General features: G+C 43.4%; 22 protein-coding genes. 9 read left to right on the forward strand and 13 right to left on the reverse strand.

Annotated elements, in window-relative coordinates; all coding sequences use genetic code 11:
* The first annotated feature begins 336 nt into the window (after positions 1 to 336).
* From yajC to JMX63_RS12040, 6 genes are all read left to right on the forward strand, one after another.
* On the forward strand, positions 337 to 666 hold the full coding sequence (gene yajC, locus JMX63_RS12015; RefSeq protein ID WP_057759529.1) for a preprotein translocase subunit YajC: 330 nt from the start codon (positions 337 to 339) through the stop codon (positions 664 to 666).
* Between the two features lie 378 nt (positions 667 to 1044).
* Positions 1045 to 2922, forward strand: a complete 1878-nt coding sequence (gene secD / locus JMX63_RS12020) for a protein translocase subunit SecD (RefSeq protein WP_201572593.1) — start codon at positions 1045 to 1047, stop codon at positions 2920 to 2922.
* A 9-nt stretch (positions 2923 to 2931) separates the two neighbouring features.
* Entirely contained in the window at positions 2932 to 4194 is a 1263-nt protein-coding gene (gene secF, locus JMX63_RS12025) for a protein translocase subunit SecF (protein WP_102077945.1), read from the forward strand.
* Between the two features lie 231 nt (positions 4195 to 4425).
* Complete coding sequence (locus JMX63_RS12030) at positions 4426 to 5832, forward strand: MATE family efflux transporter (RefSeq protein WP_201572595.1); 1407 nt, start codon at positions 4426 to 4428, stop codon at positions 5830 to 5832.
* Positions 5833 to 5987: 155 nt separating this feature from the next.
* On the forward strand, positions 5988 to 6719 hold the full coding sequence (locus JMX63_RS12035; protein WP_227673329.1) for an AzlC family ABC transporter permease: 732 nt from the start codon (positions 5988 to 5990) through the stop codon (positions 6717 to 6719).
* Positions 6709 to 7068 carry an AzlD domain-containing protein gene (locus JMX63_RS12040; RefSeq protein ID WP_201572597.1) on the forward strand — a complete coding sequence of 120 codons (360 nt, stop codon included), beginning with the start codon at positions 6709 to 6711 and terminating at the stop codon, positions 7066 to 7068. Before JMX63_RS12035 ends, JMX63_RS12040 begins: the two co-directional genes overlap by 11 nt.
* Before the next feature lie 117 nt (positions 7069 to 7185).
* Here the strand turns inward: JMX63_RS12040 and purF are convergent, their stop codons facing one another.
* The 11 genes from purF to JMX63_RS12095 all read right to left on the reverse strand — a co-directional run bounded on the left by purF (position 7186) and on the right by JMX63_RS12095 (position 18019).
* On the reverse strand, positions 7186 to 8721 hold the full coding sequence (gene purF / locus JMX63_RS12045) for an amidophosphoribosyltransferase (RefSeq protein ID WP_101205374.1): 1536 nt from the start codon (positions 8719 to 8721) through the stop codon (positions 7186 to 7188).
* Between the two features lie 236 nt (positions 8722 to 8957).
* Complete coding sequence (locus tag JMX63_RS12050; protein ID WP_201572599.1) at positions 8958 to 9455, reverse strand: CvpA family protein; 498 nt, start codon at positions 9453 to 9455, stop codon at positions 8958 to 8960.
* A gap of 30 nt (positions 9456 to 9485) precedes the next feature.
* Complete coding sequence (locus JMX63_RS12055) at positions 9486 to 10520, reverse strand: quinone-dependent dihydroorotate dehydrogenase (protein WP_201572601.1); 1035 nt, start codon at positions 10518 to 10520, stop codon at positions 9486 to 9488.
* A 149-nt stretch (positions 10521 to 10669) separates the two neighbouring features.
* A complete protein-coding gene (locus JMX63_RS12060; protein ID WP_201572603.1) occupies positions 10670 to 11083 on the reverse strand; it encodes a DUF4870 family protein in 414 nt (137 codons plus the stop codon).
* Between the two features lie 255 nt (positions 11084 to 11338).
* Positions 11339 to 11908 (reverse strand): type II secretion system protein GspM, encoded by a 570-nt coding sequence (gene gspM, locus JMX63_RS12065; RefSeq protein ID WP_201572605.1) that lies wholly within the window; start codon positions 11906 to 11908, stop codon positions 11339 to 11341.
* A gap of 32 nt (positions 11909 to 11940) precedes the next feature.
* Positions 11941 to 13212: a type II secretion system protein GspL gene (gene gspL / locus JMX63_RS12070; protein WP_201572607.1), complete on the reverse strand. Its 1272-nt coding sequence runs from the start codon at positions 13210 to 13212 to the stop codon at positions 11941 to 11943.
* A 189-nt stretch (positions 13213 to 13401) separates the two neighbouring features.
* On the reverse strand, positions 13402 to 13860 hold the full coding sequence (locus JMX63_RS12075) for a SixA phosphatase family protein (protein ID WP_201572609.1): 459 nt from the start codon (positions 13858 to 13860) through the stop codon (positions 13402 to 13404).
* 57 nt (positions 13861 to 13917) lie between these two features.
* On the reverse strand, positions 13918 to 15210 hold the full coding sequence (locus tag JMX63_RS12080; RefSeq protein ID WP_201572611.1) for an NAD(P)H-dependent glycerol-3-phosphate dehydrogenase: 1293 nt from the start codon (positions 15208 to 15210) through the stop codon (positions 13918 to 13920).
* 126 nt (positions 15211 to 15336) lie between these two features.
* Complete coding sequence (locus JMX63_RS12085) at positions 15337 to 16005, reverse strand: nitroreductase family protein (protein ID WP_201572613.1); 669 nt, start codon at positions 16003 to 16005, stop codon at positions 15337 to 15339.
* Positions 16006 to 16125: 120 nt separating this feature from the next.
* Positions 16126 to 17226 (reverse strand): cell division protein ZapE, encoded by a 1101-nt coding sequence (gene zapE / locus JMX63_RS12090; RefSeq protein WP_057759500.1) that lies wholly within the window; start codon positions 17224 to 17226, stop codon positions 16126 to 16128.
* 133 nt (positions 17227 to 17359) lie between these two features.
* Positions 17360 to 18019 (reverse strand): alpha/beta hydrolase, encoded by a 660-nt coding sequence (locus tag JMX63_RS12095; protein WP_114700983.1) that lies wholly within the window; start codon positions 18017 to 18019, stop codon positions 17360 to 17362.
* A 302-nt stretch (positions 18020 to 18321) separates the two neighbouring features.
* On the opposite strand from JMX63_RS12095, the gene JMX63_RS12100 reads away from it, so the two are divergent.
* The 3 genes from JMX63_RS12100 (at position 18322) to xseB (ending at position 21037) form a co-directional block, all read left to right on the forward strand.
* A complete protein-coding gene (locus tag JMX63_RS12100) occupies positions 18322 to 18690 on the forward strand; it encodes a hypothetical protein (protein ID WP_102094773.1) in 369 nt (122 codons plus the stop codon).
* Positions 18691 to 19200: 510 nt separating this feature from the next.
* Positions 19201 to 20733, forward strand: a complete 1533-nt coding sequence (xseA, locus tag JMX63_RS12105; RefSeq protein ID WP_201572616.1) for an exodeoxyribonuclease VII large subunit — start codon at positions 19201 to 19203, stop codon at positions 20731 to 20733.
* Positions 20734 to 20791: 58 nt separating this feature from the next.
* Complete coding sequence (gene xseB / locus JMX63_RS12110) at positions 20792 to 21037, forward strand: exodeoxyribonuclease VII small subunit (protein WP_201572618.1); 246 nt, start codon at positions 20792 to 20794, stop codon at positions 21035 to 21037.
* Between the two features lie 85 nt (positions 21038 to 21122).
* On the opposite strand, the gene pncB is transcribed toward xseB, so the two are convergent.
* Positions 21123 to 22349, reverse strand: coding sequence for a nicotinate phosphoribosyltransferase (pncB, locus tag JMX63_RS12115; RefSeq protein WP_201572619.1), 1227 nt, complete (start codon positions 22347 to 22349; stop codon positions 21123 to 21125).
* Between the two features lie 272 nt (positions 22350 to 22621).
* Positions 22622 to 23533: an ATP-binding cassette domain-containing protein gene (locus JMX63_RS12120; protein WP_201572621.1), complete on the reverse strand. Its 912-nt coding sequence runs from the start codon at positions 23531 to 23533 to the stop codon at positions 22622 to 22624.
* Positions 23534 to 23541: the final 8 nt, after the last annotated feature.

Below are 23541 nucleotides of genomic sequence, written 5' to 3' on the forward strand. Positions count from 1 at the left end.
TCCAAAAAGTGGTCGATGCCAATCCGTAACTGGACGTCTGCTCTGAATCGTTTTATGATTATGTTTGATGACCGTATCAGCAAGCATTTAATCTAAACGGCAGTTACACAGAATTCGGGATGGTCTCTACTAGCCAATTCATGACAGCTATTTAGCCTGAGGCTTTATATAGATTATCTGAATATAGTAAAAACATTGTTGTCCTACCCATTGGCTGATAGTATGCCTTACGCTAAGAAAAACACGCTCAGCCTATGATTAACAGTTACCAAGTCTGGGATTTTTTGTTACTATGCGTCTAATTTTATTATTGTCTATGACTTACTGAGAGATATTATGAGCTTATTTATTCAAGCTGCCCATGCTGCACCAGAGACTGCAGGTGCTGCAGGTCTATTCGGTCAGATTTTACTGCCTGTTGCGTTTTTTGCGATTTTTTACTTCTTGGTCATTCGCCCGCAGTCTAAGCGTACCAAAGAGCACCGTGCCATGGTTAACGCATTGACCGTTGGTAGTGAAATCATTTTTGCTGGTGGCTTAATGGGTCGTATCAAAGCAATCGAAGGCGATTATGCCGTTGTGAGCCTAAACAACAATACTGACGTGAAAGTACAACGTGCTTCTGTTATTTCAGTATTGCCTGCTGGCACGATCGAAAGCGTCTAATTAGAATGTTCACTGGTTTTTATTAGTGAATACTCAATAGTCGTCACATTAACGAATGTAATGACTAAAAAATGACCGTATATGATTTACGGTCATTTTTCGCTATTAACACAGTAAGGTAAAATTGCTATATAAATTAGGCTTACCGTTTAGATGTCCTATCTTTATCCAAGTCAGCCATATGGTTTTTGGTGACCAGATAAACAGACATCTGTATTATTTGCTTTACTGTTTTATGCGTTACTATCATCGCGGATGATCGCAATGGTGCATGATGACGGCTGCTGAACATAGCACTCGACCGTTGCTATCGCTAACTTCCCATCTGCTAACTTGTGGCCTACGTCGCCAGTCGTTTATCAACTTAAAGAAGTGATTATGCAATATCCCGCTTGGAAATACTTACTAATTGCCGTCGTGCTACTCATTGCCGGTCTATATGCTGCCCCCAACCTTTATCCTGACGAACCTGCTGTGCAGATTACGAGCGCAGCCGCAGGAACTCAGCTATCTGAAGGCATCTTAACCGAGTCTCAAAGCTTACTCGAAGAGGCAGGTCTAGATAACCACGATGGTACGTTTGAGGGCAACAGCGCGCTGGTACGCCTCAACAACCCAGTCGACCAGCTAAAGGCGCAAGAAGTGCTACGTCAAAACTTGGGCGAAGACTATGTCGTTGCCCTTAACCTAGCACAGACTACCCCGCAGTGGCTACGCGATATCGGTGCAAGACCGATGAAGCTTGGTCTCGATTTACGTGGTGGTGTACGCTTTGTACTCGAAGTCGATATGGACAAAGCGCTTGAACAGCGTTTGACCAGCGCCAGTCGTGATATGCGACGTGAGCTACGTGCTGAGCGAGTAGCAATTAAAGGTATCAAGACCGAAGATCGCGGCGTGGTATTGCATTTTGCTGATACTGATACTCGTAACCGTGCCCAAAACGTATTACAAGGCTCAATGAGCAATACGTTTAACTTGCAGTCTTCTATTGATGATCAAGGTCCTGCATTGGTTTTATCGTATAACGATGCGACACTTGACGAAATCAATAGCTACGCGGTCAACCAGAACTTAACGACTTTACGTAACCGTATTGCTGAGTTGGGTGTTACCGAAGCTTTGGTACAGTCGCAAGGTGCTAGCCGTATCGTCGTTGAGCTACCTGGTGTACAAGATACTGCTGAAGCAAAACGTGTGCTTGGTCGTACTGCAAACCTTGAGTTCCGTATGGTGGCAGAAGACGCCGATACCTATACTGGCGGCATACCTCCAGCAGGTACAGAGGCATTCCCATTCGAAACACTCGATGGTCCTCCTGTATTGTTAGATCGTCAAGCGATTGTCACCGGGGACAAAGTAACCAACGCGCAAACTGGCTTGGATGAAAGCGGTCTACCTGAAGTAAGTATTACCTTGGACAGTGCTGGCGGTAAGCTTATGCAGAACGCCACACGTACAGCTGTTGGCCAACAGATGGCTGTATTGTTCATAGAAAACAAACAAAGAATCACTTACGAAGAAGATCCAGCGACTGGTGAGACGACTGAAGTACGCACACCTTATGCTGAAACCAAAGTCATCAACCGCGCCAACATTCAAGCGGTATTGGGTTCATCATTCCGTATTACTGGTTTAGATAGTAGTGCTGAAGCAGCTGAGCTTGCGCTATTGCTACGCTCGGGCGCACTTGCTGCACCGATGTATTTCGTAGAAGAGCGCACTATTGGTCCATCACTCGGTCAAGAAAACATTGATAAAGGATTGTTCTCTACGCAAGTCGGCTATCTATTAGTCTTCGCGTTTATGATTATCTTCTATCGTCTGTTCGGTGTGATTGCCAACGTTGCGCTAGCCGTTAACGTTATTATTATCATTGCGATTATGTCAATTTTGGGTTCATCACTTACCCTACCGGGTATCGCAGGTATCGTTTTGACCATTGGTATGGCAGTTGATGCCAACGTGCTGATCTTTGAGCGAATACGAGAAGAGATTGCCAATGGCGTACGGCCAAAATCAGCCATTGTGGCAGGTTTCGATCGCGCATTTAGCAGTATTTTTGATGCCAACATTACAACCTTATTGGTCGCGTTTATCCTATTTGCGATTGGTACTGGTCCGATTAAAGGCTTTGCGATTACGCTAGCTATTGGTATTGTCAGCTCGCTATTCACCGCTATTTTGGTGACACGTGCACTGGTACAAATTGCTTATGGTAAGCGTAAATCCATCAAAAGTCTGAGCATCGGTTAGGAGAATATTATGGCGATCGATAATAACAACCCTTTAGAACAGCAGAATAATCCTGATCGAAATGGCTCAAACGGTGACACGACCAATGCAAGTACGCGTCGCCGTAACAAACCGCGTCGTGATGGTAAAGGTAGCAATACTAAAACCAATAACCCTACTACCGCAAAGTCAGGTAAAAGCTCTAGTCGTCGCGGTGGTAAAGGTCAAAATGCCGAAGACAGTCAAGCACTGTCTACCGCTGTTGATTCTGACGTAATATCAGGTGACGCCGCTGATGATGCCGCAGCTGTTGCTGAAGGTGGCATCAAAGCGGTTGGTAACCAGCGTATCATTCCATTTATGAAGATAGAAAAGCCGATGGCACTACTGTCTTTATTTATGGTGATCGGTAGTATCATTGCTATCGCGGTAAATGGTCTGAACTTAGGACTAGACTTTACTGGTGGTGTCTCTGCTGATGTGCGCTATGAGCAGCCTGTTGAGCAAGTTGCTGTTGTACAAGCACTAGCAGACAATGGCTTCGATGATGCGGTTGTACAGTATCTAGGTACTCGTGAAGAGCTATTGGTACGTCTACCGCCTCAGTCTGATAACGTCGATGGGCTAAGCGCAAATCTGACGCAAGCATTGGCACTACCTAGCAACACCGCTACGATTAGCAACGTTAACATCATTGGTAGCCAAGTTGGTAATGAGGTTTATTTAAACTCAGTCATGGCATTGGTATTGGCACTGGTATGTATGCTTGGCTATGTTGCCCTACGCTTCCAGTTCAAACTGTCTTTAGGTGCTGTACTGTCACTGTTCCATGATGCCGTCGTAACCATTGGTGTATTTGCACTATTCGGCTTCCCATTTGACTTAACGGTATTGGCTGCGGTATTGGCGTTGATTGGTTATTCATTGAACGATACCATCGTTGTCTATGACCGTATCCGTGAAAACTTCCGCCGTGTTCGCGGAATTACGCCTGAACAGACGATTGATTTGTCATTGACCGAGACGCTACGACGCACGATTATGACCATCTCAACTGTTCTATTGGTCGTACTAGCTATGCTATTCTTGGGCGGTGATGGATTATACTGGTTCTCAGTAGCTCTGTTTATTGGTTTGCTTGCGGGTACTTACTCATCGACTTATATCGCCAGCTCGATTCCGCTGCGCATGGGTCTATCGCGTGATGACTTTATCGTAAAAGTAAAACCAGAGTTTGAAGAAGAAATCGTTACTTTCAACGATCCAAAAATGTTTGAGCAAGACAACGTCTAGTAAGGTATATTAGATGGATTGATACGTTGAACTAGCGTGTTATGACACTTTATATAATTACTGATTGTACAGCTACAACGTTTAAATAAGAGCACCTGACTCATGAATAATGAGTCTAGGTGCTTTTGTCTTTATAGCTATTTTGTCTCTTATATTAAATGTCCTGCCTTACAGTTTTATTATCATTTAACGAATACACCTCTTTATCGTTCACGCATAAACGAGTTACACATGTCAGCTAATTCCGCAACTTCTCAAGCGATGCCACCTATTGACACAAGCTATAAGCGTATTGTCGCGATTGCATTGCCTGTGCTACTCGCCAATTTGGCTATGCCATTGCAGAGCGTTATTGATACGGCCATTGTCGGCAATATGAATGACACAGCGAAACTTGCTGGCATGGGTTTGGCCATACAGCTGCTATCGCTATTGCTTGTTAGCTTTAACTTTTTGCAGTATGCATCATCTGGACTTGCTGCGCAGGCATTGGGACAACTGGCTAATAATACTAGCAATACACCAACCTTATCAGTGCCCATGCCTTTGCTGTCTATCTTACAACGCGCGTTACTATTGGCGTTTGTTATTGGAGCAATATTGCTACTCGCAAAACCATGGCTGATTGATTTTGGCTTAAAAGCACTGTCAGCCAATCCTGAAAGTGGACGCGCAGCAAAAACCTACTTAGACGTACGCTTTTGGGGCGTGATCGCGGAGCTGATGAATTTTGCATTTATTGGTTGGTTTGCAGGACAAGGTAAGACACGTTATATGCTTTATCAGCAGGGCTTTATTGCTGTACTTAATATCGTACTGACTCTGTTTTTTGTATTTGCAATGCAGATGGGATTAGCTGGTGTCGCACTAGGAACGACTATTGCATTTTGGTTTGGAATACTGATGGCATTATGGTTGAGCCTCAAACATTTAAAAATATCGTGGCCTGTATTATTCAAAGCGGATCGTCAGTATTTTACGAAAGAAAAGATGCTTAGGCTATTTTCTTTAAACAAAGATATTTTTGTACGTACTCTTATTTTAACGCTGAGCTTTGCTTGGATTACTCGACTATCTGCCCAAAGCGGTGACGTCATACTGGCTGCCAATGCTATTTTATTGCAAGTATTAAGCATATCTGCCTTCGCTTTAGATGGCGTCGCCGTCTCTGCTGAAACATTGAGTGGACAAGCTGCAGGACGTCGCGATTGGCCACGTTTTTGTATTATTGTGAAGCGTACAGGCGTAGTTAGTTATGGTCTTGCTATCATGTTGAGCGTCATTTGGTGGCTTTCGATGCCTACGTATTTAGGATTGATGACTAACATTGAGTCAGTGTTTGCCCTCGCCTATGACTACCATTTATATGCCGTATTATTGCCTCTTGTAGGCGTTGGTGCCTATTGGCTAGATGGGATATTTTTTGGTTTAACGGCTGGTAGCGTGATTCGTAATGCGGCGCTGGTACTGGCTGCTATTTTCTTCCCTTTGAGCTGGTTGCTCTATCAGCAATGGGATATGACAGGTATTTGGCTTAGCGTGTGGTGTCTATTATTATTGAGACTAGTCATTCTAGGTGGGTTTTTGTACCGTGCCAATCAGACTGGCAGTTATGAAAAACTACAACCTGAAGCTTAGTTAATTTTATATCGTGTTTGCTCTATCAATTTTCGATAGAGCATCTTTATTAAGCTCCTTTTTTGCTTTTTAATTTTGCAGCAATACCGTTTGAATCAATAATTTTTATATCGATAGATTTATAAAAATATCATAAGAAAAATTTAGGATGTCGTGTGAATACTCATTCAAATGAACTAAGTCATCAACATGAAAACCGTTACCACTGGGCTGAGGGCTTTAAGAAAAGCTTGCCAGTTGCTATGGGATATCTGCCTGCAGGTATTGCCTTTGGTGTACTCGCACAGGTAGCAGGTATCCCGATATGGGCAACGATTATGCTCAGTATCGTTCTCTATGCTGGTGCAGCTCAGTATGCTTGTCTGCCAATGCTGAGCGCTGGCCTACCGATTGGCAATATCGCCACCAATATTGCTGCGATTAATCTACGTCATGTATTCTATGGTATGCCGTTATTACAGTATTTACCAAAAAACAAGCTGGCCAAGACGTATTGTTTGTTTGCGTTGACCGACGAGACTTTTTCGATCATGACAAGCTTGCCAAATGAGTCGCGACGAGCCCTGATACTTCCTATCAGCCTATTTAACCAAAGCTGGTGGGTACTGGCGAGTACGGTTGGCGTATTGATTGGCAGTACGCTCAGTGACTTGGTGCCAAATTTAGATTTTGCGTTGGTTTGTCTGTTTGCAATTCTGGCTTATGAGCAATTTCAAAGTATCAAACGCTACTTCCCGATTGGTATTGCCATGCTTGGCTTAATCATTGCTTCGCTATTTACCAGTGACTGGTTGCTACTAGTAGCCATCACTATCTGCATGTTTATGATTTTGGTACGTGGGTTTTGGATAGAGCGTCAAAAGACGGGAGACTCTTATGACCAGTAGTTATCTTATTTTTGCTACGCTTGCCATGGCAGCAGTGACCTTTATCACTCGTGCGCTACCCGCACTGATACCTAGAAAGCTACTCGATACACCTTGGCTACACCGATTAAATGAGAGTTTGCCATTATCAGTGATGGTACTGTTAATTTTAACTAGCCTCTCTTATCAAGACATATCGACGACTGTTGCTTTAAGCGACACTGAATTACATCTATTAATGGCACAAATCGGCGCACTTATTTTGGTATTGTTTATTTATCATATCAGCCGTCAGCTTTTGGTCAGTATGGTTGTCGGTATCGCAGCAATCAATGGTCTGTTTTGGTTATTTAGCAGTTTTTTAGGCTAAAAATTCCGCCCACTTATATAAACGTCAGTACCCTTAGCGATATTTTAAACATAAAAAAGCTAGATTCTAAATAGAATCTAGCTTTTTGTTATCTGAAAACAATGGCTTTAGTACGACTTAAAGCTCTTCTACGCCCATCATATCAACTGGGGTATCAGCCACTATTTGTACGCCTTTTTTACCCGTTTTGGCAGTATCGTTACGCTGCTCTTGCAGGTGATCAAGATACGCTTCATTGATCTGACCAGTGATGTAGCAGCCGTTAAATACCGCACAATCAAAACCTTCCACTCGGCTGTGTTTGGTGTCTTTTACTGCGTCAATCAAATCATCCAAATCTTGGAAAATCAAACGATCTGCGCCGATGATATCACGTACTTCTTCAACGCTATTGCCTGAGGCAATAAGCTCGCTACGTACGGGCATATCAATGCCGTATACGTTTGGAAATTTCACTGGTGGCGCAGCACTGGCAAAAAACACTTTATTAGCACCAGCATCTCGTGCCATTTGAATGATTTCATGACAGGTCGTACCACGAACGATAGAATCATCAACCAACAGCACGTTTTTGCCTTTGAACTCTAGCGGCACAGCACTTAGTTTCTGGCGAACTGATTTTTTGCGTTGCTGCTGACCTGGCATAATAAACGTACGACCGATGTAGCGGTTTTTCATAAACCCTTCACGGTACTTGACATTCATTTTTAGTGCCAGCTCCATCGCTGAAGTACGTGAGGTATCTGGAATTGGAATGACAACGTCGATATCATGATCTTCACCCCATTCAGCAAGGATTTTATCTGCCAGTTTTTCACCCATACGTAGGCGTGATTTATAAACTGAGATATTGTCCATAATCGAATCTGGACGAGCAAAGTAAACATATTCAAAGATACAAGGCGTGTATTCTTTTTGCTCTACGCACTGATGCGTATGCAGCTTATGGTTCAAATCAATGAAAATTGCTTCGCCTGGTTTTACATCACGAACGATAGTGAAGCCAGAACCTGTCAATGCAACTGATTCAGAGGCAACCATATACTCAGTGCCGCCATTCGGTGCCATACGCTTACCAAAGATAAGTGGACGGATACCGTTTGGATCACGGAATGCAAGTAAGCCATGACCAGTGATCAGAGCGACAACGCCATAAGCGCCTTCACAGCGTTTATAGACGGCTTTTACTGCTTCAAAGATATCATCAGCCGTTGGATGTGTTTTGCCTAGATTCTGCATCTCATGTGCCAGTACATTTAACAGTACTTCAGAATCTGAGTCAGTATTAAGGTGGCGGCGATCTTCGATGTACAAAGATTTGGCCAAACTCTCAGCATTGGTCAAGTTACCATTATGCGCAAGGGTAATACCATATGGTGAGTTGACATAAAATGGCTGCGCTTCAGCACTGCTAGAAGTACCAGCTGTCGGGTAACGAACGTGACCGATACCAAACTTACCAACCAGTTTCATCATATGACGATTCATAAATACGTCACGTACCATGCCATTTTCTTTACGTAGATAGAGTCGCCCATCTTGCAAAGTGACAATACCTGCTGCATCTTGCCCGCGATGCTGTAGCATCGTCAAACCGTCATAAAGAATCTGATTGACTGGTTCGTGAGCTGCAACTCCAATGACTCCACACATAATAGCTATATCCTATTTTGACTCATACATTAGTACGACAATAACGGCAAACTTAACGACAGTATATTGCTAAAATCACTCACTGTCGCACGCCGCTAACCTGATGATATTGTAAGAAACTTAACGAGATTTTTCGATAATCTATGTTTGATTATCAATGACACGTGCAAACATTTAGAAGTATAAAAAGAAGTAAAATAATAGACAGTCAGATAAAATAATAGGCAATTAAACAATTACGACTGATTGACCTGATCCCAAGCCATGCCTAATATATCTGATACCAACGCCTTGCCCATCGGTGCATATGGCATTAGCTCTGGCGCTAGTACGGAGGTTTGCCACTGCGGCATCTGCACTAGCAATGGCGCACTGACGCTCAATACAACCAAGACCATTAGTACGTTTTTGGCAGCACCCAGTACGCCGCCTGCCATTTTGTCCAAGACGCCCAAACGTAAGGTTTTGAGCACGCCTGAGAATACAAACGCTATCAGATGCATGATTGCCAATATGGCAATCACTACCAATAAAAAGGCCATTGCCATCTGTAGTACAGGATTTTGTACGATACCCGTTAATTGGGGCGACACTACTCCTGCCAGCCTAGTAGCAGCGATAAGGGCGATAAACCAACCTACCAAGCCTATTGCTGTTTTAATCAGTCCTACTTGAAAGCCGCGCCATAAGCCAATCAAGACAACAATAGCAATCACAATATCTAAACCACTCATGCTTTACGCCTTATTACCTTATTTAGTGGATTAACTTTCCATGGCATCGTAATAGCCACCGATTGCCTGAATGCAAGACTGCACCAGTCCAGGACCACGATAAATAAGCCCCGTATAGAGCTGTACCATGTCTGCGCCTGCTTCGATTTTTTTGACGGCTTTGGCACCACTATCGATACCACCCACGCCTATCAAAGCGACTTTACCATCTAACTGATCAGAGAATTGTTGCAAAATCTGGGTACTAATATGACTCACAGGACGACCAGATAAGCCGCCCATTTGGTCGCCATCACGCAAGTCTTCGACACCTATGCGGCTTAGTGTTGTATTGGTCGCAATCAAACCATCAATCTCAAAATCTATTAGCTGCTGTGAGATATAATCCACTTGCAGAGGCTCTAAATCAGGAGCAACTTTCAGCACCAGTGGCACATAAAAACCATATTCATTGGCCAGTTGACTGTGACGGTTCTTGATGGTGTCCATCAAACGAGTTAGGGCCTCGCCGCTTTGCAAATCACGTAAATTCTTAGTATTCGGCGATGAGATATTGACCGTGATATATGAGGCATGCGGATAGGCGCGCTCTAAACAATAGACATAATCATCGGCAGCTTGCTCTACTGGCGTATCAGCGTTTTTACCAATGTTGATACCGATATTACCTTTATACTTGCAGCGTTTGACATTATCGATCAGATAATCGATACCTTCATTGTTAAAGCCCATACGATTGATAATCGCATCTGCTTGCTTGATTCTGAACAGTCTTGGCTTATCGTTGCCTACTTGCGGTCTTGGTGTCACTGTCCCTACTTCGATAAAACCAAAGCCCAGCTCTGCGAGTGCATCGATATAGTCACCGTTTTTGTCCAGCCCTGCCGCCAAACCAACGGGATTAGCAAACTGCAATCCCATGCAATCCGTGGGTTGCATCGACTGACCATATGCCAAGCCTAGCACACGCGCTTTGTGCGCTTTATCCAATAAAGACAGCGTCATCTCATGGGCGTGCTCGGGATCCAGATTAAACAAAAAAGGACGAAGTAAGGCATAAGACATAGTAATGACAGACCCTGCTCGAAAAAAAGTGAATGAATAATGCGAATGAAATCAGGCGCAGCGATTATATCAGCTTAACAGAAATAAGAGCAAAGTTTCATGCGGTAAATTTCTATATTCGCACTGTAGTAAATACAGATTAATCGCTATTAGGGCACAGGACGACCATCGGTCAACGCAATCCAGCCACGAATGATACGATATAAATGCCAGATAAAGGTAAAGGTCATAATAAGTAAACCCACCCCTGCCAACAATACCGAACCGATAGCAATGTTGCCACTATCTGCCAACACGCTAACGCCAAAGCCGCCCAACGCAAAGGTAATGATAATAATACCAATGACAAACCAAACAATACTGTACCAAAAAGTCTTAATCTGCCAATCAAAGTGCGTGGCCAGCCATGTTCCATCAGCATCGTGACGTTTGGCATAGTTCATGACAATCGGCACAATCCACAGTAGACCTGCCGTAAAGTAACTGATCACATATAGAAAATAAGTGATGTGATTATAAGTAGTCAAAGAACGCTGCGTGTCGTTTCTCAGTCTGTCACTCATTATATTATTTTTTCCTTACAGGTCGTATTTGTGCTCATTAATCGCTATGGGTAGACTCAGTTTAGTGATGTGACTGCTGCTCGGATTGGCTATCGAGCGATTGTTTATGGTTGTTATGTGTTTGGCTAATACACATTTAATGGTGCTAGATGAGTGGCTTTTCAATGATAGCAAGGATAAAGCCCTATTTTGAAATTAAGCACAAAATGCGATGGTATAAAAATGACTGAGAGTTAAGCATCTGTGTGACGCATTCTACAAAGCGACTGTCGCCTGTACCTGAATAGATTTGTTAGTTGTATCCTGCTGCATAGACAATTGCGTGAACTGCCAACCTTGTTGTTCAAGTTTGCCAAGTGCCGTACTGACCACTGCTTGGCTCGGATGCGTAAAGCTCAATTGTACTAAATCACCAGCTGCAACCACTTGAGCATCTGCAATGCCAGAACCACTCAACAACGCGTTAATACGACTGGCAGGTGGCATATCAGCCTCTCCATTAACCGTGGTAGCCGCACTTGATACCTTATTATCAATATTACCTGCTTGAGCACGCAACCAAAAATAATCTGCCACTTGCTCCTGATAGTCGTTTTTACTATCGCTCGCTACTTGATGAACGCTATAGCCACCATAGCCGCCAATAAATAACAGTAAAAATAGAGACAATATAGCTAGCGCTAGTTGATCGCGTGAAGGTAATGCTTGCCAGCGCGTCGTTAGTACATTTTGATAATTATTCATACGCTCTGACAATACATGAGCCTTAGTACTGGTTGCAGAGACAGCTGCATTACGTTTGGTACGGCGTTGTAATCGTTTCATGTTTTGACCTTTATTACCAATACCTTGATGAGTTACGACGCTGTCGCATTGCTTGCCATGTCGCTGTTTTCTGCAATATTATTTTCTACCACATTGACAGTGACTTGACCACTAAACTGACCTTGGTCATTACTATTCACTTGTGCAAGTTTGGCATTTAAGCCTTGTGCTACCAGCGTGCTCGTAAATTTATCAAGACTACCGCGATCTGGAGCAATCAAGGTAAAACTGAGCGCTGATGGCTGCATTACCAGTGACTGTGCATGCAATGAGGACTGTTTAATTAATGGTGATATGCGTGACAGTGCGGCCATATGTGATGCAGGCGCTTGGCTATCGCTACGCAGTTTTGGTTGCAGCTGTACTTGCAGTTTAGTGCGCGTACTCAGTGGCTCATCGGCGAACCAAGATTGATATTGTGCTGCAATTGCAGTCTTGGTTGCTGCGGTTGCTTCATTATATTTATACCACTGTACGCCATCGGTTGCTATTTGCAGCACTAACGCTGATAGCGCAACCATCATCGCCACTCGCAAATATGGTGATAGTTGTGAGTCAGTAGATTTCATAAAGAAATTAAGCGCGTGACGTTCAGGACTGTCAATTGGCTTAGGTACTGTAGGCAGGGTCGTCAGCAATAGCTGATGATCAGCGATCAACGTTTTAGTTTGCGCCACTAACTCTAGCGTCGATGAGGAATCTAGCGAGTCAAGCGATACGTCAATAGCTGCCTCAATAGAAGGCAACACCATTACCTCACTTAAATGCGGGAAACGCTCAAACATTAGTGGTAAATAGCTGACGGCCATACCTTGACGCAATGATTGGCGCAGCAGCATAGTCTGCGAATCTTGATAAAGAGTCACTTGCTGACCTGCGCCCTCTTCTGGCGGTGGCAACAATAAAAAATCTGGCAGTAACGCTACTATATTCATACCGGCTAGCTGCACACTTTGCTGCCATGCCTCAATATCGTTTTGTGCCAGTGCATACAATTGCGTCGTATCAGCATGGCTCAATTGGCGGATGTTTAATTGCTCAATAGGTGTTAATGAAGTTTCTTCAAATAAGTATTGCTTGCCGCCATTACCCAGCTGTTTAAGCTGAGCAGCATTAAGTGCCGTATCCACTTGCAATGCATGACTTGAGGGAAAATATAGACAAAGCGCCTTTTGGCTATTGGACTTATAGTTACCATAGATTGTCTGTAGCTGTTGCCAACCATCAACCATTTGCCATTGCTGTATATCTTCGTGCCAGACAGCTAGCGGGCTATGCTGCGCTCGTAACCAAACATGTAACACTAAACGTGTCCTCAATTATTGCTGCGGTTATCAAAATATTGTTAAGGTTGATACGGTTTTTAAAATAACTGAATGACTTTATACGATTAATAGCTGGCATGCTTCTCGCCAATACCATTTTAAATCCGTCATATCTAATCAATTCTGCTCTAGCAAATCGTTTCTAAGCAAAATATTAGAATGTCTAGTCTAATAAGGCTGGTCAGGAACAAAACGATCAACTTCCGTTGCCATGCCAGTCATCACAAACTCCATATCAAACACTCTGACTTCCGCTAGAGAAAATGACTCAGGATAATCCTCTGTAAGCAATCCCGCGATATAGGCGACGATAGACATATGACAAACAATGACCAAACACTCAGCTTCAATATTGGCAATATCTATCAAAGCTTGGCGAGCGTCATCCGAGGGCGTGATATTGTCTTGCACAGATGAGGCGGCTTGCGGTGCTCGTGACTGGAATGCAGACAAAGTCTGCTGCGCTCTAATATAAGGGCTAACTACAAAACGATCTGGGCTATAGTGAGTGGTCACATACTCTGCCGTTTGCGCTGCCTGCTGCTGACCAAAGTCCGTCAGCTGACGTGCACTATCTGGACGTGTTTCGTCTTCTGCTTGACCATGACGTACTAATATAATTTTCATAACCTTCCTTGGAGCGCTAAGTTCGACTCTCTTGATACTGATTTTTAATGATGTGTCTTACTTATCAGCATCGCTGTCTTTGCTTTTAGTATTGCTATTAGAGGTTTTCATATGAGCCGTAAGTGCTGCATTGCTATGATCATGCGCCATGACAAACTCAACATCGCTACGGAATCCTGCTTCCATTAGATGTAGCGCAACGCCTAGAGCGGCCTTGTCTTCATAAATGACCGCATAGAGCGCATGAGTAATTGGCATATAGATACCCGCTTTGGTCGCTTTTTCATGTACTTGCTGAATGGTATTTACCCCTTCAGCAGTTTGGCCAAGCTTTTTGACCGCAGCATCAATACTCATACCGCGTCCAAGCATATTACCGATACGATAGTTACGACTTAGCTCTGAGCTACAAGTGGCGTATAAGTCGCCTACCCCTGACAAGCCCAAGAAAGTGAGCGGATTGGCACCTTCCTCAACGCCAAAACGACTCATTTCTGCCAAAGCACGAGTAAGAATCATCGCTTTAGTATTCTCACCTACTTCGTAAGCGGCTGCCATACCCATGGCAATTGCGTAGATGTTTTTTAGCGCGCCGCCAAGCTCGACGCCGCGTATATCATCACTAGCAAATACTCTAAAGAAAGCACTATGTAATGCTGCTTGTACAGCATGACGTAATGGTTCCGACTCACTTGCGATAACCGTAGCAGATGGCATATTTTTCATGATTTCGATAGCGAGGTTCGGTCCTGACATAACGCCAAAGTTCACTTCTGGCAACACTTCTTTGATGATATCACTCATCATCGCAAAGGTGTCTTTTTCCATACCTTTAGTCAACGATACAATGGACTGACCACTGATAAAAGGCGCGATGTTTTTTAGCGTTTCACGAAAGGCTAAACCTGGCACAGCAATAAAAATAATGTCTTTATCTTTGACACTTGCCGCCAAATCATGGCTGTATTTCAGTCGATCATCAAGCTTATAGCCTGGTAGATACTTTTTATTGGTCTGTGTTTTCGCCATTGCTTTTACCGTACGTTTGTTACGTACCCATAGCGTGGTATCACAGCCATTACGTGCGGCTAAATTTGCCATTGCCGTACCAAAGCTACCACCACCTAAAAACGCCAAGCGCAGCTTGGTAGGATTGCTATGAATGTCTGCCATATCCTTTGCCACAGCTGATCCAACAGGACTAGGGTTTGACTTTTTACGGCCGAGACCTGACTTGGTTGCCCGCTCAAAAATACCTGCAAGCATACCGTTCTGCTTTTCAGACGATTCTTTGTCCGTCTCATTATTAGCACTGGTGTTGTTTTTATTACTATTATTAGGGCTTGTCATGTTCTTTTATCCGTGTTGACTGACGTATTATCAATAGAATCTATTGTGCTCAGCTACTGGCTTTACTCTTTTTGAATTACAACTTTGTGAAATTATAATCCTATAAATAGACAGTACTAAGCTACATTACGACTCGAAGCGAACTAGCGGTTCGATATCGATAGGTTTGCGTTTGGACTCGTCCTTGGGACTTGTGCCAGTATAAACAAAAGCGGTCACATAATCATCTGGACCTACGCCGAAATACGCTTTTACCGCAGGCTCATTGCATAACAGCCCAGTGCGCCAAACCGTACTAAATCCTTGGGCTTTTAACGCCAAGATTAGATTTTGTACAGCAGCACCCGCACTGAGCATTTGCTCAAAAGGTGGTACTTTTTTGTGTTCTTGCATTTGAGTCACAGCCGTTATGATTAGCGGCGCTCGCAATGGCATATTTTGAGTTTTAGTGATGGTTTTCTCAGTCAATTCTTCGCCATCTTGTAGCGCTTTTGCTTGGGCAGCTTCGAGCAAGGCACGGCCTAACTCATGGCGCGCCTCACCTTGCGTCACGATGAAGCGCCAAGGACGCAATTTTTTATGATCTGGCGCAGTTGCCGCACACTCAATGGCAGATTCAATCTGCGCCCGCGTCGGTGCTGGCTCATCTAGATTGCCCATACTGCGTCTTGAATTGATCCAACCTATCAGCTCGTCACTGGTAGATGAGATATCATTCGCTGCTACGTTCTTCACAGACAGTTTTTTGTCTTCTATTTTTTGGCTTTTATTATCAGCATTGTCAGTTGTAGTCATTGTTTTATCCTTATTTATTATTATCTGTCACTACTTATTATTTATAATGTCGTTTTCTTACTTTTAACGGCTATAGAGCAGTTGAGAACTACACGCAGGCAGTCTCAACTCAGCAGTAAACTACGCAACATCTTCGACTCGGTGGTCCATGCGTAGATAGTCCTCTGACTGCATCTCAAGCAGGCGTGAACGAGTACGTTCAATCTCAAACGCCAATTTTTCTCCTTGATACAAATCTAGAATCGGCTGCTCTGCCCGTACCAATAATTTCACACGGCGATCATAAAATTCATCGACGAGATAAATGAAACGGCGCGTTGGATCACGCAAGTCGTCATCTAGTGCTGGCACAGAGTCAACTAAAACGGTGCTAAAGCGTTTGGCAAGCTCAATAAAATCAGCGGCTGAACGCGGTGCCATACAGAGATGACGGAAGTCACAGAATAAGATATCTTCGGTACAAGCGTTGATTTTTACTTCTCGTCCATTGATAGTAATGGGCTCTTTACTAATTTTCTGATTATTTGACAAGCTCGCAAAACGGTTGGCTAACCAATGGTAGTTCGCCTTAGTAAGCGGCGCTTCGTATAACTCAGCTTGTTGCAATACGCGCAGACGATAATCAATTCCCGAGTCAATATTCATTACCGTCGTATGACGCTCAACTTCCGCAATGGCAGGCATAAAACGGTCACGATGTAAGCCATCTTTATACAGTCCAGCTGGCTCAATGTTTGAGGTGGCAACCAAAGTAATGCCGCGGTTGAACAGCATAGTGAACAAATCGCCCAATATCATGGCATCAGAGACATTAGAAACAAAAAACTCGTCAAAACAGATAATAACCGCTTCTTTATAAATAATATCAGCGACTTTCTCTAACGGATCGCTCTCACCTTGTAGTTTGTTAAGCTCTCTATGGACACGCTGCATAAAATGATGGAAATGCAGACGCATCTTGCGCTCGATGGTCAACGAGTCATAAAACATGTCCATCATCCACGTTTTACCGCGGCCAACCCCGCCCCACATATAAAGACCCGTTGGCGCGACAGGCTTAGATTTTAAAAAGCCAAAAAAACCTTTCTTTTGCGGTGCACTATTGATGAGCTGATGGTATATCTCATCAAGATAGCTCATGGCCTGAAATTGCTGCTCATCCCGAGTAAACTCATCTGTACTGACGGCTTTCTCGTAACGTTGCAATGGAGATAAACTCATAATACGACTCATCGTTGGATTAAATAAATATCAAAATAGTAGGATAATTTAGCACGGTACTGGTGCTGCCAAGCAAGCCATGCTAAACCATATCAAAGCAGAAGCTATTAAGATGGGCTAGGTAACAAATAAATTAGCTGTCCTGCCCAAAGCTATGCTTGTCTAGTAATCCTTTGAGCTCTGATAAGCGACCATGGAAGAAATGACCCGCGCCATCGACCACGCTGACTTCAATGCCTAATCGGTCTGCAAATGCCTGCATATTATCAGGTTCAATTACTTCATCCGCATTACCATAAATCTCAAAAGTTCTATCTGCAGGCAAACTAATATCAGTACTGTCGTTTTTTTCGACTGATGGTGCGATCAGGGCAATTTTCGTGACTTCAAAGTCACCCAATCCCCATATATGTGCGGCTTCAAGCACTTGCTCAGCCACGCGTGCCGTGACATAGCCACCAAAAGAGAAACCACCCAGCCATAGCTTTCGAGCATTGGTTTGTTCAGCAATCCATTGTAGCACGGTCATTGCATCGACCACTTCACCTTCCGCATAATCGTGCTCGCCTGTCGATTGACCAACGCCGCGAAAGTTAAAGCGCACCACATGCATACCATTATCACGGGCAAAGCGATACATGGTGGTGACCACTTTGTTATTCATCGTACCATCAAACAACGGATTGGGATGGCACAGCAGCGCCACCGTGTCTGTATTTGGATCATTAGGATTGTCATTTTGCCACAGTGCGTCAACCTCGAGCACGCCAGCAGGAGCAGGAATCAATTGCATAGTATTACTTATTAATAAAAAATGAATGGCTCAATTATCCTAGATACAATTTATATTTCAAGTGATTTGCTGTGTACGAATGCGACTTGTTTTATTTTTGGTCAATAATGGTTATCTGCCGTTTTGAAATATTGCTGTTCTTGAAGTTTTAAACTGGTTTATATCTAAGGCAAGGTTCATCGGCAATATACCGGTAATACAGCACACAATAACTGTCTAGACAGGTAATATCTAGATAAGCTACATTCATAAAGCTTTGCCTATAGCTAAGACGTTCTGCTTATATAAATCAGGAATTATTTATGAATACTTTTAATAAAACTGCCAGTTTGACGGCAACGTTAGCGGCTGCACTTGCTTTGAGCGCCTGTCAAAGTACGCCTTCTTCACCAGTGATTCAGCGTGCCAACTCTATCTATGAGACAACAGGTATCGCTGATACCAAAGTCAAGGCACAGCAAAACGCAATTGATAGTGCTCAAAAAACCTGTCGAAGCAAGCAAGTAATTATCGTTGATGATAATGTAAAATATAATGGCATCTTAAACGAGCGTACTGGCCGTATGGTTGGTCAAGTAGGTGCTGTCGTCGGCTCGATATTTGGCACGGGTACACCAGATTTGTCACGTAGCGATGATTACGAATACACCATTAACTTCCGTTGCCAATAAATATCGTCAATACCATATAAATCAGATACAGTGTCAGGCTCACTCAGTCTATTATTTGTAGCACTTTCACTTGCCTTCCTTGTATCTGAATTATCTCGAACCGACTATATCTAGCTAAAAATATCGGTGGTGTTTTAAAAAGTATGCTGGCGATAAAAGTCAATAAGAAATCTATGCTAAGTTCTCTGATTCTATAGGGCTTTCAAGGCTTTAAAAATTGTTCAAATTTTAATCAGCATACTTTTTGACACACCACCAAAATATCTATCTACTTTTCTCTACACGACAATCTCTTTTAGACGCAAACAGGTTTACGATCTAACCGCTAACATTAAGTGACATACAATCCTTCTCTGATTAAACAGCCAACAAACTGCGATATAGATAATATATCAATCAAAGCTTGTTGGCTTCGCTTTTTGTACTCTACTTTTTAAGTTAAACTATCCGCTATCGTATTCAGCACATCCTCGTCAGTCTTTATATTTTCATTATCTTTGGTCTAATATTATGCGCAAACCCAATCTTTCAAATATTAAACAGGCCAAAGTATTAGCACCTGCCAAAGATTTGGAAACTCTAGAGGCTGAACTCGCTGAGCAAGAAGACCATTTAGAGGATACGGTCCTACGCCTAAGTGATTATTTATCAGCGGTTGAGATGGTCATCAAACAAACTTTTGATCACCGTGTCTGGGTAAAGGCCGAAATCCGTAATCTGTCGAGCAAAGGTGGTCATTACTATTTTGAACTGGCAGAAAAAGATGACGATGGCAAAGTGGTCGCCAGCTGCCGTGGCAATCTATGGCGCTTTAAAGCTGCTCGTGTATTAGCCAAGTTTGAACGTGCAACTGGTATGCCGCTTGAGCGTGATTTGACCGTACTCCTTAAAGTATCGGCAGGCTTCCATGCCCAGTACGGATTTTCAATCACCATTGAAGATATCGACCCCAGCTATACGTTAGGCGACTTGGCACGGCAATATGCAGAAATGGTTGACCGCCTAACAGGTGAAGGGTTATTACATCTCAATCAGCAGCTACCTGCCCCTTTTGATATTGAGCATGTGCTGGTCATCGCCCCTGAAAAGGCAGCTGGATTGGGTGATTTTCAAGCAGATGCCGATCGCTTAGCCAGTACAGGTGCATGTCACTTCCACTATCATAATGCGACTTTTCAAGGTAATCATGCACCCGCCGAGATACGCCAAGCCATCGTTAGCGCCCAGCAGCAATTTTACGATACTTATCAGCGTCTACCAGACTTGTTGGTTATTATTCGCGGCGGCGGTGCGGTTGGCGACTTAGCTTATCTCAATGATTATGAGCTGGCAGCTTTGGTTGCTGAGCAGCCTGTCCCTGTCTGGGTGGGCATCGGTCATGAGCGTGACAATGTCATCTTAGATGAAGTGGCACATACTAGCTTTGATACACCCTCAAAGGTGATTGCTGCTATCCATAGCCACTTGGCCCAGCTCGTCACTCAGACGCTACAATATCAAGCTCAAATCAAGCAAGCGGCACAGCGTCAATTGAATACTGCCGAGCAACAAACCGCACGCCAATTAAGCCAAATACAGTCGCAAACGATTGGCCAACTAACCGCTCTACGAAAAGACAGTGATTATGCATGGCGCAGTATTCAGCAAAGTGCCCAGCGTCAAGTAAAGCAAGCTATCAGACTGACAGCTGAGCGATACACACAAACGCAAACCTTGGCGCATCAACAGCTCGCAAAAGCCGCTACCAATAGCAAAAGTCATCAAGAGTCAATCATGCAAAATGCACAGCAGCAAATTGTGCAAGCACAGCGTGATAGCGAACATCTACGTGATATTGTGCTATTACATCGACCGTCTCGCGTACTCAAGCAGGGCTACACCATGCTCACGGATGCTAAAAACAAGCAAATACTCACTAGTAGTACCCAACTGTATCCTGAGCAAACCGTCAATATCATTTTAAAAGATGGCAACGCAAAAGCGCAGATTATCGATGTCACTATGGATAAAGAAGCGACGGAAACCTCAGGCGCTCTAACTTAACCACATAATAATATCTACAGATTACTCATCTACTTATCTTTAAAAATTAGGAAATTTTATGACTACCTCTACTCGCCGACGCAAAAAAGCCGCCCCAAAAACCTTTAAGGCGGCTTATGATATTTTAAAAACCAATGCGGCTGAACTACAGCAACAGGACGAGCCTGATATTGATAATCTAATGACAACGGTTGAAGAGTCTATTGCCGCTTATCGCGTTTGCGAGACTCGTATCAATGCTGTACAGCAAGCATTGGATGCCGCCTTTGCCGAAGAAAAATCTACTAGCAGTGTTGATAGTTAAATAAAAATCAGCCACTAGATAGCAGCTGATTAGTTAAATTAGTTACATCAAGCTCATTTGACACTGTCACAGCCTTATATTTAGCTTATTCAGGCTCATCAACCTCAAAGACTTGGCGCAGATAGGCAAGATACGTGTCGTTATTGATCATGGTCTTGCCTGGGCTGTCAGACAGCTTTGCAACTGGCTGACCATTGCACTCTACCAACTTGAGCACGATATTAATCGGCGTAATGCCCATATCATTGGTTAGATTGGTGCCGATGCCGAAACTGGTTCTAATGCGACCTTTAAAGTATTGATGCAGCTCCCACGCCTTCTCTAAATCTAACCCATCGCTAAAAGTTAGAATCTTGGTTTTTGGGTCTATCTTTAGCTTCTCATAATGGGCAATTGCCTTATCACCCCAAATATATGGGTCGCCGCTATCATGACGCAGACCGTCGAATAGTTTAGCAAAATACAAATCGAAATCACGTAAGAACGCATCCATGCCGACTACGTCTGTCAATGCAATACCCAAGTCGCCACGATACTCATGCACCCACGCTTCAAGCGCGGCCTTTTGTGAATCTCGCAGACGCACATCTAATGCTTGAAACGCCTGCATAAACTCGTGCGCCATGGTGCCTATTGGCGTCATTCCTAATTGCTTGGTCAAATATACGTTTGATGTACCACCAACTATCTTTGGCTCGGCTTTATGTAACGTTTTCACTACGTGTGCTTGCCAGCGTCGACTAAAGCGTCTACGCGTGCCAAAATCAGCGACGATAAATGGCGGTGTATCCTGATCGTACTGGGTTTGCTCTTCGGCATACTGATGTAATAGCGCTACTTTTGCATCGAGGCGACGTTGTCCTTCTTCAATCACGCTGTCATTAGATAGCGCATTAAAATACAGCTCATTGACAATGGCTAGTACAAATACTTCAAAGAACATCGCTTGAATCATTGGCCCTTCGATATCGATAAACAGGCGACCTTTATCGTCTGTACTTACCGTAATAAAACGACGTTTTAGCTTAAATAATTCTAGATAATCAACGAAATCTGAGCGAATAAAGCGTAAGCTACGTAAGTACTCTAGCTCATCTGGCAAAAAGCGCAATTCGCATAAGCTGTCTAGTTGCTGCTCTAGATCTTTTTGGATATCAGCCAACGGATAGGCTGCATCTTTGTTATTACGGCAGCGAAAGCGATAAACACCATGGGTTTGCGGGAACTGATGCAGCATGGCTTGTAACATCGTAAATTTGTACAAATCATTATCAAGCAATGAAGTAATAATAGGTGCATAAGAAACGGTCATGCTATGGCCTTAAAAGTGCAAAATAAGAAACAAACGTCATTTGATAGACAAAGCGACATCATATGTGGACGATAAACAATACACGCTCATTCATTATGAGCCATCGATAAACCGTTCAGTATAACGAAGTTTGGTATTTATTTCAGAGTTCACTTTTGATTGCAGCAAAATGATAGTGAAAAGCCAGTAAAATGATTGCGATTATTTACACCATTCATAAAAACATTGTATAAGTCTATCCAGACAATCTATTCATAAATGGTTAGCACAACCTATGATTTTGCACTCATAAACTGCTCGACGTAGTCATCAGCAGGATTATGCCGCAACTCGCTTGGTGTCCCCGTTTGTATGAGTCGACCACCATTTAGCATACTGATACGCTGACCTACTTTGACAGCTTCATCGATGTCATGGGTAATAAATACAATGGTCTTGTTCAATCGATCTTGTAATTCGAGTAGTTGGTCTTGCAACTGAGCGCGAATGAGCGGATCAAGTGCAGAGAACGCTTCATCCATTAGCAAAATTGGATTATCCGTCGCTAAGGCACGAGCCAAACCAACGCGCTGCTGCATTCCCCCTGAGAGCTCATCAGGGTAGCTGTTTTCCAAATTGGATAGACCTACTTCATTTAGCCAATGTCGAGCCGTTTCGTGTCGCTCGTTTACGCTCATTTTTCGGACACGCAGCCCATAAGCGACATTTTGTATGACCGTCATATGCGGCACTAAGCCGAAATGCTGAAAAACCATACTGACGGTCTGCTGACGATAATGCTGCAACTTTTTATCGTTGAGCGCTAAAATATTAATAGCCGCAGCAGAGCTTTCTTCTACTACCGTACTCATATTATCTATCACTGATTGCCTATCAGCTGTTGTATGAGTTGTATGATCTCTATTCAAAGCAGTATCTACCCATATCTCGCCACTGGTTGGATCGATCAAACGGTTAATATGGCGTATCAGCGTTGACTTGCCCGATCCTGATAGACCCATGATGCAATGCAACTCGCCTGCCTTGATATCTAGATTGATATCATACAGACCAACTGAATAGCCCGTTTGCTCTTTTACTTTGATGCTATCCATACCCTCAGCCAGCAATGCCAATGCAGACTGTGCTTGCGTACTACTGGCATTATAAATCTTACTGATATTTTTTAATTGGATATGATTCATCGGTGCTC

This window comes from Psychrobacter nivimaris (assembly GCF_904846365.1).
Lineage (GTDB): Bacteria > Pseudomonadota > Gammaproteobacteria > Pseudomonadales > Moraxellaceae > Psychrobacter > Psychrobacter nivimaris_B.